Genomic DNA, 17,678 nt, shown 5'->3' with positions numbered 1-17,678 from the left:
GTCGAACATGTGTTCTAGGGTGTGTCAAGCGATCCGTCGCACGTCGGTCGCGTCGAACGCGGTCGCGTCGGCGAAGAACGCGACCAGATCGCGCACGGTGTCGTCGATCGGGCGCGGCCGATAGCCGAGCTCATGTTCCGCCTTGCCGTGGTCGACCACCGGCGCCGAGATCAGCGCGCCTAGCGCGGCCCTGGACAGGATGTCGGTGCCGAGCATCTTGCCGACCGGCTCGAGCACGGGGATCAGGCCGCCGACCAGCTTGGGCGGGATGGTGAACTTCGGTCCCTTCTTGCCGCCGTGCGCCGCCGCCATCCGGCACAGGTCGAGCATCGAGATCATCGACCCGCCGAGCAGGTAGTTCTCGCCGGTCCGGCCCTTCTCGCCCGCCAGGATCAGGCCCTGTGCCACGTCGCGCACGTCGACCAGGTCGAAGCCGCCGCCGATCATCGCGGGCACCCGGCCCTGGGCGGCGTCGCGCAGTGTGCGGTTGATCCGGGACAGCGGGGTGCTGTGGTCGACGGGGCCGAACACGCCCGTGGGGTTGCAGAGCACGGCGTCGAGTCCCTTGTCGGCGACCTTGCGCAGTTCGACCTCGCCCGCCCATTTGGAGCGGTCGTACACCGGCAGCGCCGGGTCGGTCGAACGCCCCGACCTCTCGTCGATGCGGCCGCCGCAGCTGTACTGGTTGAACGCGTGGATGGAGCTGGCGTGCACCATCCGGCGCGCGCCGACCTCGAGCGCGGCCTCGGCGACCACGCGCACACCCTCGGTGTTGACCTTCCAGGCCAGATCGTTCTTCTCGGCCAGGGTGATCACGGCGACCAAGTGGTACACGACCTCCGCGCCCGCCAGTGTTTCGCGCATCGACGCCGGGTCGAGGACGTTCCCCGCGACCCAGGTGACGTTCGTGTGCGCGGACTGCCCGGGGACCGCCCTGTCGATGGCGGTGACCTCGTGTCCCTGATCGACGAGCAGGCGGAGCAGATTCGTGCCAAGGTAGCCGGCTGCGCCGGTCACTGCGACCTTCATGGCCGTTAGAATATAGAACTTGTTCTAATTTGCAACACGTTGTAGTTCCCTCTTGTCGTGGCGCGATCCGTTCCGCTTCGGGCGGCCGCGGTCTCGAAAGTTGCCGGTGGCGTCGGCTATATTGAGCCCAACCGCAGCGGCTTCGCGGTTCGGACGGCCCGAGCTGTCCGGGGGCACAGTCGTTTCGGGCAGGGAGACGTTTCGACAACGCTATGTGCACGACACAGATGTTCACGACGAATTGGGGGGCAACTCGATGAGTAATCTCTCGGTGGAGACCGAAGCGGTCCAGGCTTTCGCCACGGAGAACGCCGGGATCGCCGCACAGATTTCCTCGGCCGGTTTCGACGGGCCGGCTCAGGTGGCCGCGCTCACGCCGGTGTTCGGACTGATCGGCGCCGACTATCTGCTGAGCTTCGCGGCCGCGCAAGTTCTGCAGGCCAAAGACATCAACGATCTGTCGGCCAAGTACGCCGACCTGTCGTTCAAGGCGTTCAACGCCGCCTCGCTCTACGAGGGCACCGACACCGGCAACGCGGCCGCGATGAACGTCCAGGCGGGCGAGATCGGAGGCGGGGCGTGAAGCCGCTCGACTCCTCGTCCACGGGCCTCATCGCCCCGTCCGAGCCCGCCGCCGACTCGCTCGACCACGCCGCGGCCGGTGCGAATCAGGCAGTCCCCGCGGCGATCCCGACCGATCAAGCCATCATCGATCTGGCGCTGCCGCAGCTGCCCGAGGACATCCCGGCCATCGAACCGCCCGAATTCGTGTTGTCGCACAAGGTGAGTGAGGACGCGCCCGCGCTCGGTACCGTGCCCGCCGGAATGCCCGGCCTCGGCGGCACGCCCGCGCCGGAGGCGCAGGACATCCTCGGCGGGATGCCCACCGATGTGGAAAGCCTGCTCGGCGGCGCGAACACCGCGATCAGCCACGCCGCCGAACAGGTGCACGACGCGGCGACCAACCTCATCGGTCAGGCGGGCGGACTGCTCGGTGGCGCGCTGGGCGGAGGCCCGTCCGGCGCCGCGACGCCCGCCGCGGCGGCGACCCCGCAGCTGCCCACGCTGCCGGAACTGCCCGCCGATCCGATCGGCGCGCTGATGAACGGACTGCAGATCCCGGCGCTGCCCGGCGTCGATCTGTTGTTCAAGCCGATCCTGGATCTGCTCGGCAGCTTCGGCACCGGGGTGCTTGGCGCACTCGACCCGACCGCGATCCTGAGCCAGTCGTCCCAGATCATCGAGACGGCGATGCAGATCGGCAAGGGCAGCCTGGCCACCGTCGAGCAGCTCTGGGAGGGACAGGCGTCGCGCCAGGCGCAGGCCGCCGGGCAGGAAGCCAACCAGCAGGGGCAGGAGACCAGCCAGCGCGGCTTCGACATCTCCGAGCTCACCCAGCGGGCGGCGGCCGTCGTGCAGCAGGGCAACGCCCAATTGCTCGGCATCGCGGGCTCGTTCGCGACTCAGGCGACCGCGATGGCGCCGGTAATTCTTACCCCGCCGGGGCAGGCCGCGCTGATCGCCAGCGCGACCGAGCATCTGGGGCAGGCCGTCTCGGTGGTCAACCTGACCCGCGGCGATCTGGCGGGAAAGACCGCCGAGCTGAACGGCGTCGTCGGTCAGCTGCTCGGCCAGAGCGGGTTGCCCTCGGCGCAAGAGGTGGCGCAGGCGGCCGCGCAGAACATCGGCGAGCCGCTGTTGACGCAGGCGCAGGAGGCCGCGACGCAGGCGGCGAGCAGCAGCCCGAGCAGTGGTCTCAACACGTCGACCTCGACGGTCCCGTCCTCGCTCAACAGCACCTCGCCCGCGGGCACGCCCGGCTCGCCGAGCAGTCTGCTGGGTCCGCTGGGTCGTCCTGGCGGCCCCGGCCCCGGCGGCCCCGGGCCCGGCTCTTCCGGACTGCCGAGCATCCCGGGCCTGCCCGGCTCGGCGGTGCCCGCCGTCCGCCCCATCGGCATGCCCGGCGCGACGCTGCCGACCGGTCTCGGCGCGGCGACCACGCCCGCGGGCACCGGCAGCTCGTTCATGGGCGGTTCGCCGGGTGCGGCCGGCGCCCGTCAGGGTGACGACGACGAGCACTCGCGCAATGTGCAGCCGTACCAGAGCCGCACCGGCAACGACGATCTGACCGGACCGCTCGGTGAGTCGACGCCGGATGTCATCGGTGCGACGCACACCGACGAACTGCTCAGCTCGGATTACGAGCAGGATCAGTTCTAGGGATTCGTAAGGGGTTTCACGGCGCCCTTCTTCGAGTTCGGAGGAGGGCGCCGTTGTTCGTGTTCGTGCCGGTGGCGACGAGCGAGTTGCCGCCGAGGTCGAAGAAGTCGTCGTCGACACCGAAGCGGGGTGCCGTGGGGGTGATCGATCCGGACTTCGGTGGTCGTGCGGCAGCAGTAACGCGCCCGCGGCGGTCGGCGCGGTGCTTCTGTGAACCGGCCCGCCATCGGTTGCCACAGCCCCGTGGATCGGTCTGCCCCCAGCCCGGCGCCTCCGGCGTGCGATTGTCCGAGCTCCGGGATGTGTGCGCCGTCAGGTGATATCGGGAAGCCTGCGGCGGCCCGCGACAAGTTCCGTGGCGAGATCCTCGTAGGCGACGGCGAGTTCCGCGAGGCGCTCCCAGGCGAACCACAGGTCCCAGTCGGAGCTCTCGGCGAGAGCGCTGTGGGCATGGGCGGTGAGCTGGGCGAGGCGATCGATGATCGCGCCGAGTCCCTCGGTGTGCAGGTAAGCCCCGCCGTGCGCGACGGGGAGGTTCGCACGCGCCCAGCGGTCGATGCCGCGCACCAGTTGGGCGCGGCGCTCATCGAGGGTGGGGACGGCGTCGCGCTCCTCGCCCAGCCTGCGGTGGTGCAGGACCGTGAGTTCCCGCGCGTGCGGCGCGAGAAAGTGGTCGACCGGCGGGCGGCCCCGACACGCTTGCAGGAGTTGGCTTCTCGTCGGCAATGGCTCGGTCATCGGGCGACCCGCCGTGGCACTCGGCTCACCCCCGCGCAGGCGAGCGCGAGCGCGACGATCGTCGCTCCCGAGGGGCGGAAAGTATCGCGGGGCGGGTTCACCCAGCGGCGGAATGCGGTGTCCGCTGGAGCGGGTAGCGCGATCTCGCCGCCCTGCGCGACGACCGAAACGTCCAGTCGGAGCAAACGCAGGCGCAGGTCTGCGTCCTCGGTGCAATCCGGGCGGCACAGAAAAGTCCATCTGCGCGAACGAACATGGTCGATGATCGGGCCGATCGCGCCGCCCTGGAACAACATTTCGTCGCGGACCTGCCTTCCGAGCGTCGCGGGCATGGTGACACCGCCGACGAAGCCCGCCGTCATGACGATGCGACCGGCCTTCGGTTCGATGCCCGCCGGTAGGCCGCAGGTGCGCCGATAGTAGGTGCATCTGGACACCGGGGTGTCCGCGAACGCCGTGTCGTTCATGGGTCCTCGATTCGCCGGAAGTCTTGACATGCGCGCCGTCCTGGACCTGGAACCCTTGCGGTGGATAGAGTTTCAGGACTTTCTGATTCGGACCGGGGCGCGTTCAGTGAAGCACCGGGTATTGCGCGGCGGGAATGTTCGAGGTGGTGGAACCGGCGGAATTCGCCGAGGTTCCAAGGATTCCCGTCGATTTGGTTCCAGTTGGCTCGCCGCGTTGCGATCGGGCGCGAGCCATGCGGGCTGGGCAGAAAGGCGCTTCCGCATCTCGCGAGTGTTCGCGCGCCGATGGTAGTCTCACCCGCAGTTGGCTGGGGGCGGAGAAGCCGGTCTACCCCGTGATGCCGAGGGTCCGGCGGTGAAGGTGCCGATGACGAGCAAGTCGAATGCGTGGCGGGTGGGCGTTCTCGCTCTCGGAGCCGCGTTCGTGCTGGTGGGGTGTGGGTCGTCGGTGGGCGGGGATGCGACGCCGTCTGGTAGTTCCACCGCCACGACCAACGCTGGGACGGGAGTCGCGGCGGACGTGCCGTCCGGGTTCAAGCCGTGTGATGACATTCCGCAGAATGTGCTGGACTCGGAGAAGCTGCGGATGAAGATTCCCGCCGACTCGGATGCGTCCGGTGGAATCAAATGGCGAGGCTGCCAGTGGGTTCAGTCTGATGGCTATGGGGCGAGCATCCAAACTACGAATATCACCGTTGACATGGTGAAGGGAAAGAACTTCCGTGATGCACGGGAGTTCACGATCGGCGGTCGCCGCGCGATATCGACCCGCCAAGTCGATGACCATCCCGAGGCCGCGTGCACGTTGAACGTCGAGATGCGTGGGGGCAGCCTCGAATTCAATCTGAGCAATCCGCCATCGCGAAAGAATACCGGCCATCTGGATACATGTAGTCTCACTCAAGCGCTGGCCGAGAAAGTTGTGCCGACGTTGCCCGCGGGAGCCTGAATATGCAAACCGCAACTCAACACAATCGGGGGATACATGACTGAGAATCAAGCGCCAAGGCCGATGGCAAACATGATCAACGCGGCGCGCGAAGGCAACCTCTCGGTTGTCTTGAAGCCCGACGAGTTCGTCTACATCGAACGTGACTGCGAGTACTTCAAACTGGCAATCCAGCAGATTCAGGGCATCATGGACGCGGTATCACGTCAACCGAATTGGGGTCTGGGCGACGGCAACGACAAGTTGGTGTCCGGCGGGACACTCGTCAACCGCTTCAAGACAAAGGCGAATGGCGCCGAGGATGGCAATTCCGTGTGGAAGATCATGGAGCAGCATTACCGCATCGTGGAGGACATTCAGGAGGTGCACCGACTGGTGCGCGAGCGGATGATGCAGGCGGACAGTGACTTTGCCGCGGAGTTCAATCGATTGAACGAGACCTTGCCGGAGCGTCCTCCGGAGGGGCAAGTGCTCGGTCCCTTCATTCTGCCGGATGGGACGGCCAAATGAGCGGCTACGAGGGCACGCGCATCCCCATCGGCGGCGAACATCCGCAGGGCTGGAAGCATCCCGACATCAACGACGCCTTCAGTCCGTTGGATGTGACCAATGCGGTGAACCAGGCCCAGCAGTACTGGCAAGTGCGCAATCTGTGGGATCAGGGTCTACGGACTTTCGAACGCTCGATTCGAACTTCGATGTCGCAGGCTTGGTCCGGCCCGACAGCCGAGATGGCGAAGACGCGGATCCAGGAATACACGAAGAAAGCGGACGAGCTGACGCCCGTACTCGCGGAGATGTACACCCGGGTGCGTGATGCCGCCGATGCGATCGTCAACACCAAGAAGGCCCTTCCCGACCCCGTCGTGGTCACCTGGACATCTTGGCTGTGGCCTCCGAATCGGTGGGAACTCCAGCGAGAACAGTCGCAGGAGGAACAGGCTGCGCAAGTGGCGATGGAGACGCACTACGTCAAACCGTTCGCCGACATCGACGGCAAGATTCCGGTGCTGCCCACGCCCGTGAGTCCCACCTCCTCGCTGGACATTTCGGCCCCACCACCTGGTGGCTACCCGAACGGCCCCGGACCAGGCCCTGGCGGCCCCGGCCCCGGCCCCGGCCTTGGTTCCGGCGTGCCGGGCGACACCGACGGCGACGGTATACCCGACACTCCGGGCGCGGAGCCGGCGGAAGGGGAGACCCCCGAGGACACGACCACCGACGACACCTCGACGAACCCGACCAGCACGACGACCACACCCGCCACCCAGACTCCGACGTCGACAACCCCGGCCGGAGTCAACCCGACCGACCCGAACCGCACGGTACCGAGCGGCGTCCCCTCCGGCCCAGGCTCGCCCGGCGGCCCGGGACCCGGCACCCCGGGCGTCCCGACACCACCGGGCATGGGCCGCAGTGTCCAGGGCGTGCCGACGGCGCCCGGCACGCAAAGCCCGGTGGGCGGTTTGGCGGCGGCGGGCAACCCGTCCACGCGCGGCATGGCCGGTATGCCGGGCATGGCCGCGCCGGGCGCGCGCGGCGGCGGCAAGGACGACGAGGAGCACAAGCTGCCGGAATATCTTGTCACGCAGGAGAACACCGACGAATTGCTCGGCGAGGTCCCGAGGACGATCCCGGGCGGCGTCATCGGTGGTGAAAACGACTGATACCGACCGGCGGTCCGCATGCTTCGCCATAGGGGGCGTGCGGGCCGAGACGGGCGGTGCATCGGGTGGAACGGTATTGCACGATGTTCAATGCTGAGCCGCACGTGTCAGCACGCTACGTGCCGAGCCCCCGTTCGCTGGGCGGCACGTGCCAGGCGCGCCGTGGCAAGCTCCGCTTGCTGGGCTCGGTGCTGAGCTTCGCGTGACCAGCAGGCGTGCGGGGCTTTGGGTGCCGGATCGGGAGATGAGGATAGTAAATGGCTGAATGGGCCTGGGAAACAGACGATTTCGCGGCGCTCTGGCTGGGTGACGCGCATGATCGGATCCCAAGCCCGCTGCGCCACCTTAGCCAGTTCGCCTTCCGCGACGAGTTCGCCGCGCACCGCGACGCGGTCCGGCGGCGCTACTCCGCCGACGAACTCGACGAGATCCGCGCCGCCCTGCACACGCTGGGTGATTCCGAGTTCCGCATCGAAATCCTCGGCGGCAGTTGCAAACATCGCGCCAGCACCGGCCGCGATGACCTGCGCGAGTACCGGATCCTCGGCGCACGCGCCGGTCATCGCGCCGTCACGTTGACCCAGTACGGCACCGACAGCGAGCACGGCCCGATCCGCCTGCGCGCCTTCGACGCCGACCAACTGCCCGCCCGTTTGGCGAAGTCGATTCCCGGCTGCGCACCCGGCGCCGAGAAACCCGCTACCTTCCACCCGGATGAACTCAGTCCCCGCCGCGACAGCTACCTCCAGGACAACGCCCGCAACACCCCGCGCGAGCGCTACCAGCGCCTCCTGGGCCGCCCCGCCGACGGCGGCGGCTCCGCAGTCCTGCTCACCGGCTCCCTGCACACCCCCGCCAAACCCCGCAATGTCCTGCAATGGCACGACATCTCCGGCGACGGCCGCTACACCGAGCTCCGCGGCGCCCACATCACCGTCCGCCCCACCGTCCCCGCCGAACTGACCACCCAGTTCGCCACCTGGATCAGCCGAGCGCTTGACCACCTCCGCGACGACGACTGATACCGCGTTACCGGCGATCGTTCGGTGCGACGGTGTTCTTCGCGCACCCCGCGCTTGCCGTGACCGCCTGTCCGCGATGTGTTCCGGACCGGCGGCGAGGTGTGCGTCGGTCCATGACAGTGCGCGGCAATGGTGTGCGCAGCGGCAGCCCGGTAACGCGCAGCCGGTCCAGTGCCCACGATGCGCGTCGGCGGCATCCTGCCACCGCGCCCACGCCGCTAGGTCAAGCCGCGACAATCCATCCGAAGAATATCCACGGTGTCACGGCAGCTCGTCGAGTGCGGGGCGTGATTTCGGTCGATTGCCGATCAGGATCGTCACGCTGACCACCAGCACCCACGAGGGAAAGACCAGCGCCACCCAGAGATTGAGACTGAAGACGATCAGCAAGAGCAGCGCCAGCGGATAGGTGAGGAGGGGCAGCCAGCGCGGCATGATCCGGGTACGCAGGAAAATGGTGGCGAGGGTGATCATGAAGACCGCCGCCATCCGCACCGCGTAGACGTGGTTGATGCCCAGGACCACCTCACGTCCGAAGAAGAGGATTCCGTTCACGTCGAGATCCGAGCGTTGCGAGACGGCCAGAAGGCCTCCGGCGATCGCCGTCGAAACGGATGTGAAGGCGAGAAACAGGATCCCGCTGCCCAGCAGCACCGTCGAGAAGAACCGGTCCTCGAACCTGCCGAGACGGTCTCGAACAACGCCGATGAACCACAGGAACGCGATGCTCGCGAAAGGTGCGAGGAAGAATGCCGCACCGATCCTCCCGTCGTCTACGACCCGGGGAGATGCGGTGGACGGTGTAGGCGGCAGGGCGGTCCCCACCAGCACGATGACAGTCGCGAAAAGCGCGGCAAAGGCGATGCCGGCGACCGCCGCGGAGCGCGGCGTCCGCAGTGGGATGGACTCGACCTCACCGCGTGCTTCGGCCATGGGCAGATCATTCCAGAAGTCCCGTCGCGGGACGGTTCATCGGACGTGTTCGCAGCCGGGTCGGGGTGGCGGGCTGGTGCGTGGAGTTCGAAACCGAGGGCAGCGGCGGCCATGCTCGCACAGCCGGTCCGACTACCGGCCCAATCCCTCCAGCACCGAGGTCACCACCGTGTGGGCGCTGTCCACGACATCGTCGAGGGGTTGGCGACAGTCGCCGAGGACCCATTGCTGGGCAATCATGAGCACGGCGCCGACCAGGCCGGTGGCGATGGTACGCAGGCGCGGGCGCGGCACGGATTCGATGTCGGTCAGCGGGGTGACCAGCTCCAGCAAGGTGTCGACGAAAGATCCGGTCACCGCGCGGTAGTCCGCGTCGACGGCCGGGCTGACGCCGAGTATTTCGAAGAACTCGATCCGCGCGATCCTCGGGTCTTCGGCGATGCCGCGGAAGAAGCCGGTCATCGCGCCGCGCACGGCGGTGTCGACGGTGCCGGGGCACGCGGCGGCTCCGTCGACGATGGACCGGCGCAGCCGGTCGGTGGCGACGGAGTACGCGGCGAGCAGCAAACTCTCGCTGCCGTCGAATGATTCGTAGAAGTAGCGTTTGCCGACGCCGGCGCGCGCACAGACGGCGTCGATGGTGGTGTTGCGATAGCCCCGCGTGCCGAATTCCTCGATCGCCGCGTCGACGAGCCTGGCGCGACGTTGCTGCTGACGCTGTTCGGGCCCGGCGCCCCGGTATTTGCGGCCCGGGGCGCCGAGGCCGGAAACGGTCACGCCACCATGGTGGCATCGCCTTCCGTGCGAGACAAACCACGCCGATCGGAGTGCTCGCCGGAGGGCGGTCACACTCCGCTCACCAGCCGGGATCGCCCTCGACCGGGATGTTCACCCAGCTGGGCTGATCTGGGTCCAGGACGAGATGCTGTGGCCTGAGTCCGCTTTCGTTCAGCAGCGGGCGCAGCGGGATGCTGCTGGGGAAGTTGCTCGCGAAGACGTCGATGCGAAGCCGATGCCCTGGCTGTAGCATGCCGTCGGTGGCGAAGAGCCCGATATCGAGCACGGTCGGCTGGCCGGGGACGACAGGTTCGCGGCTCGCCAGGGTCAAGATCGGGTAGGGATCGGTGTAGTCGCCGTTGGGGGAGCGGGTGGAGGCGGCCTCGTTCACCGCGCGCAGCGAGGCGGTGCGCTGGCCGGTCGTCCACACGGTGGAACGCCCGTCCGGCGCTACGTCATTCACGGTCACCGTCCAGTAGCCGTCCGTGGCGTCGAGGACGGTGTTCAGGTGGACGGCGAGCGGACCGGAGATCTGGGTCGGCCGGTTCACCGGCGCCGTCGTGAAGGTCAGCGCGTTCATCTCGCTGATCCGCGCGTCTTCGGCGCAGATGTCCAGTGCCGAGACGATGCCCGCCGTGCCCTGCGCGGCATCGCGCGAGCACAAGGTGGACAGGCCGGGTGCGATCGTCAGTCGTGCGGGGCCGCCCGGCGCCATACTCAGCGAGCCGTCGCCCGCGGCGGTCGGCGCGGTGCCCGACGGGACCGCGTTCAGGTACAGCCGCCGGTACTCCATCCCGGGGCGCGGGAAGGACGGGCTGTCGCTCCAACCGCCGCCCTGCTGCCACGACGTCACCTGGTCGTAGCCGTCGATGCCGTTGTCGATTCCCTTGAGCCACTTGTCGAACCACGCGCGCTGCAGGACGTCCAGGGACGGCGGCGCGCCGGGGTCGCCCATGCCCGCGCCGGTGGTGACGTGGTAGGTGTCGCCCATCACCAGCTTCTTCTGGCTGTCCGCGACATCGATGGCGTTGTACACCCGGGGCGAGGAATAGGTGAAGATGTCGTGCCAGCCGCCGTAGATGAAGGTCGGCGTCTGGATCCGCTCCGGATGCCCGACCCACGCGGTCCGCAGCGGGCTCTCGTCGTCGAGCACCGCCATCATGTCCGGTGGGATCTGGTCGATGTTCGGCGTGACCAGCGCCGCGATGACGGTGTTGAAGAAGGTGAACGGGTCGCGGATGCGGTCGGCCAGCCAGGTCCAGTCGAATCTGCCGGTCAGCACCGAGACCACGTCGGGAAGCAACTTCGTGGCATTGACCGCAAGCAGCCACTCGGGGATGAAACCGATGCCGAGCGCGCCGCCGGGCGCCGCGACGTCGCGAATGAGGTCGCTGCCGGGGACGATCGGGAAGATCGCCTGCAGTGCGGCGGGTCTGCGCTCGGCGGTCTGCAGTTGGTTGACGGCGGAATAGGAGATTCCGCTCATGCCGATCCGTCCGTTGGACCACGGCTGGTTCGCCGCCCAGTCCACGACCTCGGCGCCGTCCTGCTGTTCGCGATCGCCGAAGACCTGCCAAAGGCCTTGGGAGAAACCGGTTCCGCGCACGTCGACGACGACCTGCGTGTATCCGCTCTGGATCAGCTTGCGATCCACGCCGAAGGTCCGCGCCGCGCCGCCGGGCAGCGCCCGCATCAGATCGCTGAGCCCGCTCATCCCGAACGCCGAGAAATCCAGATTGCGCAGCACATGCATCAACGGGTCCGCGAGCCCGGGAATCGCCAGCGCGGAATCCGCCAGGTTCGCAACGAGTTTCGTGTAGGGCGTCAGGTTGACGACGGTCGGTGTCGGCTCCTGGATCGGCTGACCCGTCGCATCGGCGGGACGGTAGACGTTCGCCTTCAACACCGTGCCGTCGCTCATGGTGATCGGCACATCCCATTCGATGAAGACGTGCGGATATTGCGGCGGCGCATTGTGTGTGGCGATGAACTCGGCGTCGAGCCCGGCGCTCGCCGGCGTCGACTCGGCCGAGGGCGCGGACACCACTCCACCTGTTATCACGAGAAACGCGGACAGCGCTGCGGCTGCCACAGCGATCGGACCCCGACGTCTGATCATGCCTTGCCAAACCCTCCCGCAAAGAGGAACTACTTCGTTCCCATAAGTGAGGTAAAGGTAACGCACGCCACGATTCCGCGCCACCATGACCGGGCTCACATCGCGCCGCGCATTCCGGGACGCAGGGCCGCCCCGGTTCTGGAATCGCTGGGTGAAACATGCAGCGCGGCAACATCATCGATGCTGGTGCGCGATCGCCGTCGGTTTGCTGCGACGTTCGTCTTCCCGAACAAGATCTGGCGCGAATGTTCTCCCGACGATGCAGTGACACCCCGCCGCCGCGCTGCGTACGGTGATTCACCGGCCCCCGCTCCGGGGGTGATCTCGTGGGCCGGGGAAGGACGCGGTGCGGTGGTAGGCGTTTCGGACCTGGGGTGTCTCGCGGCGGGCACGATCAGGCTCGAGGGATGTGCCCGCCGATGAGCCTCGGCGCTGCCGAAGAGTTGCCCGCCGCTTCCGATTCGGAGCCCGTGCGACGCGATCCACTGTCGCACTGGACACGTCGCGTGACGACCCGTCCGCGCGTGGTGATCGCGGTCTGGTCGATCGTGCTCATTTTGTGTGCCGCGGGCTACCCACTGCTCGAATTACGCCTGCAGGCACCGGATCTCACCGTGGACCGCGCCGAATCGGTGGCGGTGCAACGTCTGATCGCCGCGCATTTTCCCGGCCTGCGGGCCGAACAGGCGCTGCTGGTGTTCGATTCCGGCACCGCGGTCGTGGACGCCCCCGAATACCGCGTCCAGATCGAGCGGGCCCGGCACGCCGTCGAATCGGTCGGGGGCGTGACGGTGCTCGCGGCACCTGGCGATCTCGGTGCGCGACAACTGGTCTCGGACGACCACCGCACCGCCCTTGCCGTCGTCGCCATCGAGGGCGACCAGTCGCACCGTGTCGACGTCTCCGGCGACGTGCAGGACGCGCTGTCCGCGCTGCCCGGCCGCGACGTGGTCCGCGTCGACCTCACCGGCTACACCGCGATCCAGAACGATGTGATCATCGCCGAACAGGCCGATGCGCGCCGCGCCGAATCCCTCGGCGTTCCGGTGGCTTTCGTGCTGCTGACCCTGGCGCTCGGCGCGGTGTCCGCGGCGTTGCTACCGATCCTCATGGCCGTAGCCGGGCTGCTGACGTGCACCGGCGTGCTGCTGCTCGCCAGCACCGTGACCTCCGTCGACCCCCTGATGCTGTCCATCGCAAGCATGATCGGTCTCGGCGTGGGCATCGACTACGCCCTGTTCGTGGTGAGCAGGTTCCGCGAGCAGCTCTCGGCGCGCGCAGTGACCTCGCGCGCCGACACCGACGCGATCCGCGCCGCCGTCACCGCGACCATGGCCACCACGGGCGGCATGGTCCTGGCCTCCGGCTCGGTCGTGATCGTGTCGCTGGCGTCGCTGCTCGTGGTGCCCGCCGGGGTTTTTCGCGGCATCGTGCTCGGCGTCGGCGTATCCGTGGCGGCGGCGATGCTGGCCGCCGTGACCCTGCTGCCCGCCGTCCTCACCGAGCTCGGCCCGGCCGTGAATCGCTGGCGCGTGCGCGGCCGGAGCGTCGACTCCGACGACAGCGACGCCGCCCGCCGGTGGGCGCGCCGGGTGATGCGCAGGCCCGTCGTATTCGGCCTGGCCGCCGCGGGCTTGCTGGTCGTGGCTTCGCTGCCGCTGACCGGCCTGCGCACCGGATTCGACCTCGGCATCTCATCGCTGACCGAGTACCCCTCCGGTGTCGCGGCGCACACCGTCGCGGAGAAGTTCCCGCCCGGCATGCTCTCGCCGATGGAGTTCGTCGCCACGGGGCCCGACCGCGGTCCGCTGGACCCCGAGGCGGCGAGCACCGTGCAAGGCTTCGCCGACGAGCTGCGCGCCGATCCCCGCGTCGCCGCCGTGCTGGCGCGGCAGTCGGACGGCCGCGTCCACCTGACCGTCGTGACCCGCACGCAGATCGACTCGGCCGCGGGCTCGGATCTGGTCGCCGAACTCGACGCGCGGGCGCGCACGCTGGCCGCGTCGGCCCCGAACCTGCGGATCACCGCGGGTGGCGCGCCCGCCGGTCTGCTCGAGATCAGCGACGCGGTTCGCGGCGCCTACCTGCTCGTCGTGGCGATCACGGTGCTGTGCGCGCTCGCTCTGCTGGTGGCGGTCTTCCGCAGCGTCGCCGTGCCGGTCAAGGCGGTCGCGGTCAACCTGCTCGCTACGGCGGCCGCGCTCGGCATCACGGTCGCGGTGTTCCAATGGGGCTGGGGCGAAGCGCTTTTCGGCTTCGAGAGTCCGGGATTCCTCCAGGTCGTGATGCCGCTGATCGTGTTCGTGATCCTGTTCGGCCTCTCGATGGACTACGAGGTGTTCGTCATCCGCCGGATCAGGGAGAACTGGGACTCGACTGCGCCGCGCGCCGCGACCGACCCGGCCGCCGCCAACCAGGACGCGGTCGTCGACGGGATCGGCGCCACCGCCAAACCCGTCGCGGTCGCCGCCGCGATCATGGTGGTGGTGTTCGCCTGCTTCCTCACCGCGAGCACCCTGGAGCTGAAGCAGCTCGGCTTCGCGCTGGCCGTCGCGGTCCTGCTCGATGTGGTCGTCGTGCGACTGGTGCTGGTACCGGCGACCCTGCGGCTGCTCGGCCGCTGGAACTGGTGGTTGCCCGCCCCGCGTCAGCGCAAGCGGATGTCGAGCCTGCGGTAGAGCGGGACGAACGCATTGAACCGGTAGCGGCGGCGGGTGATCTCCCACGGGCGGCCCGCCGCGAGCAGCGTCTCCAGGAAGCGCGTCAGCTGCACGTGAGTGAGCGCCGCGCCGAGGCAGAAGTGCTTGCCGCCGCCGAACCACAGCTGCCGCGTCTGCGGCACATAACCCAGATCGAGGTCGAACCGGCCGACGGAATTGTCGATGTACCAGGTCATCACCTTGACGCGGTCGCCTGCGCGCAACTGCCTGCCGCCGAGTTCGACGTCGCCGACGACGCCCCGCCCGACGACCGGCATCGAGCTCGTCACCCGCAGCCCCTCCCGGATCGCGTCGGGGATCCGGCCCGCGTCGGCCAGCAGCCGATGCTGGTCGCCGGTGTCGTGCAGCAACGCGACCAGCCGCCCGATGGTGCTCGCGAGGGTGACGGTCCCGGCCACCACGAGCAGCACGGTGAATCCCCGGGTCTGCTCGAGCGTCAACCCTGTGTCGCGGCAGCGTCCGATGACGGTGCCTGCGTCGGCCGTGTCGTAGACGTGCTCGACGTTCTCGCCGATCAGTGCGGCCAGCTCGTTGCCCTTGCGTCGATTGCGCGAGGGGACGACGGTCGTCGCCCAGTTGCCCTTGCCCAGATCGGCCAGCCGTTCCATGGCCGCGAAGAGGTCCAGATACGGTGTGTCGGTAACGGTTTCGCGCGGCAGACCGGCCACGTCGACCATCGTGCGCGCCGTGAACACCCGACCGAACTCGGCGATGTCGACCGTCCGCCCCGCGGCCAGATCGGTGCGCAGCCGCTCGAGCTGCGCGCCCGTCGACTCCTCGACCAGGTGTTCGGACGCGGGCCTGCTGAACAGATCCCCGAGCCCCGCGCGCAACCGCTGATGCTCGGGACCCTCGAATCGTTCGGCGCCGAAGTCGCCCAGCATCTGTGACCACCAGTGCCCCGACGCGCCGTCCGTCGCGATGCTGAAATGCTCGCTGTCGCGGTGAACGCGGCGCGCGAGTTCCGGATCCGACACCACCCAGCCGAATTTCGGCACCCTGCGGAGGGGGCGGGTGACGGCCCCGAGCGGCGCGAGCAGCGCCAGGCCCGGCTGGGCGGCGGCGTGCAGTGCGAGTTCGTGCCATTCGGCGGCACGCGGCCGTGTCACGGTCATGTCCGGGCTCCCGCGATCGCGTCGGCGGTGAAGCGATCGGCGCTGAACTGGTCGACCACGAGGTGGGTGCACAGGATCGCCATCGCCGCCCATTCGGCGGTGACGCCGTCCCAGGTGCCTGGCCGGTCCACGGCCGTGCGCCAGATCCGTTCCGTCGCTTCGGGATCGAACAGCCCGTAGCGTCGCGCGGCGGCACGGGAGAGATGGTCGGCGGCCAGCTCCGCGCCCGGCCCGCTGAGGTACCACGGGCCGACCGGTGTCATGAAGGGTTTCTTGCGCCGCCGCACGATCCGCTTGGGCAGCACGTCGGCCACCGCCCGCTTGAGCACGTACTTCTCGGTGCCGAGGCGCATGAGCATGCGCGGGTCGAGCTCGGCGCAGACGTCCAGGACATCGCGGTCGAGGAACGGCACCCGCACCTCGATGCCGTGCGCCATGCCGAGCCGGTCGGAGATCGGTAGCACCCAGTGCGGCAGGCGGGTGTGGAATTCGAAATGCATCTGCCGGTGCAGCGCGCTGTGTTCCGGCGGGCGGGGCAGCGCCGATGGCTCGGGCAGCTCGGCGAGCACGGCGGGCCGCGCCGTACCGGACAGCGCGCTCCACAGATACATCCACGGCGGCATCTGCCCGTACCGTTCGGTGTATTGCCCACGCTGCGTGGAGATCTCGACGATGTGGCGGTCGATGCCGCTCGGTGCGCCGATCCACTTCGTCGCCTGCCGCCACACCAGCGGTCGCAGCGCGTCCAGCCGCAGGGCCTCCAACCGCGAACTCAGCCGCATCAACCGATAGAAGTCGTAACCGGCGAGCAGTTCGTCCGAGCCGTCGCCGCTCATCGCCACCTTGAGTCCTCGGTCTCGGGCGAGCGCGGTCAGGTCGAGGAAGGGTGAGGCGACGCCGCCGTACCAGAACGGAGACTCGAAGTGCCACATGCTCTTCGGCAGCAGCTCGCAGACACGGGCTCCGGTGATCTCGGCTTCCGCGTTCGGCACCCGCAACGACCGGGCGACCAGCCGCGACATCTCGGTCTCGTCGTGGATCGCGCCGGACAGCCGCACACTGAGCGTGGTCAGCGGCGCGTCGCAGCGCCGGGCGGCGACGGCGGCGATGGCGGACGAGTCGAGCCCGCCGCTGAGCGCGACGCCCGCGTCCACCTCGTCGGGGACGCGCTTGGCGACCGCGGCGGTGAACCGCTCGCCGAACGCCTCGATCGCCGCGCGCCCGGTGAGCAGCGGCGCGTCCGGGTCCGCGCGCTGGAAGATGCGGAAATACCGTCGGCTCCGGAGGCCGTCGGCGTCCGCGGTGAGGACGGTGCCGGGTTCCAGGTCGCGCACGTCCCGCCAGAACGTGCCCGGCGCGATCGTGTGCCCGTAGAACAGGCAGTCGCTCAGCCCCTGCCGGTCGATCTCGGGTGTGCAGGCGCGGGAGGCGAAGATGCCCTTGATCTCCGACGCGAACGTCAGGCGAGTGCCGCGCACGTGGTAGAAGAGCGGTTTGACCCCGACGCGGTCGCGGGCCAGCGTCAGACGGCGCCGGGTGGCATCCCAGATCGCGATGCCGAAATCGCCGTCCAGGTGTTCGACGAACCCGTCCCCGTACTCCTCGTACAGGTGCGGGACGACTTCGGCGTCGCTGTCGCTGCGGAACCGGTGCCCACGCGCCGCCAGGTCGCGGCGCAACGCCTTGTGGTTGTAGATCTCGCCGTTGAGCAGCGCACGGACCGAACCGCTCTCGTCGGCGGTCGGCTGCGCGCCGTGCCGCACGTCCACGATGGACAGGCGCTGGAACCCCAGCGCGGCATGCCGGTCGTTCCAGGTGGCGTGGTCGTCGGGGCCGCGGTGGCGCAGCACGGCGCACATCGCGGCGAGCGGGCCGGGGTCGACCGGCGCCTCGACGTCGACGATGCCGCAGATGGCGCACAT

The 17,678-nt window shown here is 68.7% G+C and carries 15 protein-coding genes; 7 read left to right on the top strand and 8 right to left on the bottom strand.

The window, feature by feature from the left end; genetic code table 11:
- Positions 1-24: 24 nt before the first annotated feature.
- Positions 25-1,029, bottom strand: coding sequence for an NAD-dependent epimerase/dehydratase family protein (locus tag ACRWNM_RS33285; protein WP_431972134.1), 1,005 nt, complete (start codon positions 1,027-1,029; stop codon positions 25-27).
- A 256-nt stretch (positions 1,030-1,285) separates the two neighbouring features.
- On the opposite strand from ACRWNM_RS33285, the gene ACRWNM_RS33280 reads away from it, so the two are divergent.
- Both ACRWNM_RS33280 and ACRWNM_RS33275 read left to right on the top strand, forming a co-directional pair.
- Entirely contained in the window at positions 1,286-1,612 is a 327-nt protein-coding gene (locus ACRWNM_RS33280) for a type VII secretion target (protein WP_431972133.1), read from the top strand.
- A complete protein-coding gene (locus ACRWNM_RS33275; RefSeq protein ID WP_431972132.1) occupies positions 1,609-3,249 on the top strand; it encodes a WXG100 family type VII secretion target in 1,641 nt (546 codons plus the stop codon). The genes ACRWNM_RS33280 and ACRWNM_RS33275 overlap by 4 nt, the downstream gene beginning before the upstream one ends.
- A 312-nt stretch (positions 3,250-3,561) precedes the next feature.
- Here the strand turns inward: ACRWNM_RS33275 and ACRWNM_RS33270 are convergent, their stop codons facing one another.
- Together ACRWNM_RS33270 and ACRWNM_RS33265 are read right to left on the bottom strand one after the other, a co-directional pair.
- Positions 3,562-3,987, bottom strand: coding sequence for a DUF4254 domain-containing protein (locus ACRWNM_RS33270; RefSeq protein WP_431972131.1), 426 nt, complete (start codon positions 3,985-3,987; stop codon positions 3,562-3,564).
- Entirely contained in the window at positions 3,984-4,454 is a 471-nt protein-coding gene (locus tag ACRWNM_RS33265) for a DNA-directed RNA polymerase subunit beta (protein WP_431972130.1), read from the bottom strand. The genes ACRWNM_RS33270 and ACRWNM_RS33265 overlap by 4 nt, the downstream gene beginning before the upstream one ends.
- A gap of 355 nt (positions 4,455-4,809) precedes the next feature.
- Here ACRWNM_RS33265 and ACRWNM_RS33260 point away from each other — a divergent pair, with 355 nt between their 5' ends.
- The 4 genes from ACRWNM_RS33260 (at position 4,810) to ACRWNM_RS33245 (ending at position 8,092) form a co-directional block, all read left to right on the top strand.
- The gene (locus ACRWNM_RS33260; RefSeq protein ID WP_431972129.1) at positions 4,810-5,403 is read left to right on the top strand and encodes a DUF3558 domain-containing protein; all 594 of its coding nucleotides are present in this window, start codon (positions 4,810-4,812) and stop codon (positions 5,401-5,403) included.
- Positions 5,404-5,439: 36 nt separating this feature from the next.
- Positions 5,440-5,913 (top strand): hypothetical protein, encoded by a 474-nt coding sequence (locus ACRWNM_RS33255; protein ID WP_431972128.1) that lies wholly within the window; start codon positions 5,440-5,442, stop codon positions 5,911-5,913.
- Positions 5,910-7,070: a WXG100 family type VII secretion target gene (locus ACRWNM_RS33250; RefSeq protein WP_431972127.1), complete on the top strand. Its 1,161-nt coding sequence runs from the start codon at positions 5,910-5,912 to the stop codon at positions 7,068-7,070. Before ACRWNM_RS33255 ends, ACRWNM_RS33250 begins: the two co-directional genes overlap by 4 nt.
- Before the next feature lie 257 nt (positions 7,071-7,327).
- Positions 7,328-8,092: an ESX secretion-associated protein EspG gene (locus ACRWNM_RS33245; RefSeq protein WP_431972126.1), complete on the top strand. Its 765-nt coding sequence runs from the start codon at positions 7,328-7,330 to the stop codon at positions 8,090-8,092.
- Between the two features lie 261 nt (positions 8,093-8,353).
- Here the strand turns inward: ACRWNM_RS33245 and ACRWNM_RS33240 are convergent, their stop codons facing one another.
- The 3 genes from ACRWNM_RS33240 to ACRWNM_RS33230 form a co-directional block, all read right to left on the bottom strand.
- Positions 8,354-9,025 carry a hypothetical protein gene (locus ACRWNM_RS33240; RefSeq protein ID WP_431972125.1) on the bottom strand — a complete coding sequence of 224 codons (672 nt, stop codon included), beginning with the start codon at positions 9,023-9,025 and terminating at the stop codon, positions 8,354-8,356.
- A 132-nt stretch (positions 9,026-9,157) separates the two neighbouring features.
- Positions 9,158-9,802 (bottom strand): TetR/AcrR family transcriptional regulator, encoded by a 645-nt coding sequence (locus tag ACRWNM_RS33235; protein WP_431972123.1) that lies wholly within the window; start codon positions 9,800-9,802, stop codon positions 9,158-9,160.
- Between the two features lie 79 nt (positions 9,803-9,881).
- Positions 9,882-11,921 carry a CocE/NonD family hydrolase gene (locus ACRWNM_RS33230; protein WP_431972122.1) on the bottom strand — a complete coding sequence of 680 codons (2,040 nt, stop codon included), beginning with the start codon at positions 11,919-11,921 and terminating at the stop codon, positions 9,882-9,884.
- Between the two features lie 506 nt (positions 11,922-12,427).
- Between ACRWNM_RS33230 and ACRWNM_RS33225 the strand changes: the two genes are divergently transcribed.
- Entirely contained in the window at positions 12,428-14,599 is a 2,172-nt protein-coding gene (locus ACRWNM_RS33225) for an MMPL family transporter (protein WP_431972121.1), read from the top strand.
- On the opposite strand, the gene ACRWNM_RS33220 is transcribed toward ACRWNM_RS33225, so the two are convergent.
- Both ACRWNM_RS33220 and asnB read right to left on the bottom strand, forming a co-directional pair.
- On the bottom strand, positions 14,569-15,756 hold the full coding sequence (locus ACRWNM_RS33220; RefSeq protein WP_431972120.1) for a cytochrome P450: 1,188 nt from the start codon (positions 15,754-15,756) through the stop codon (positions 14,569-14,571). The genes ACRWNM_RS33225 and ACRWNM_RS33220 overlap by 31 nt on opposite strands.
- Positions 15,753-17,678 carry an asparagine synthase (glutamine-hydrolyzing) gene (gene asnB, locus ACRWNM_RS33215; protein ID WP_431972119.1) on the bottom strand — a complete coding sequence of 642 codons (1,926 nt, stop codon included), beginning with the start codon at positions 17,676-17,678 and terminating at the stop codon, positions 15,753-15,755. Before asnB ends, ACRWNM_RS33220 begins: the two co-directional genes overlap by 4 nt.

It is taken from the genome of Nocardia sp. bgisy134, from assembly GCF_965341865.1.
Lineage (GTDB): Bacteria > Actinomycetota > Actinomycetes > Mycobacteriales > Mycobacteriaceae > Nocardia.
This window is presented reverse-complemented; position numbering and strand designations above follow the sequence as displayed.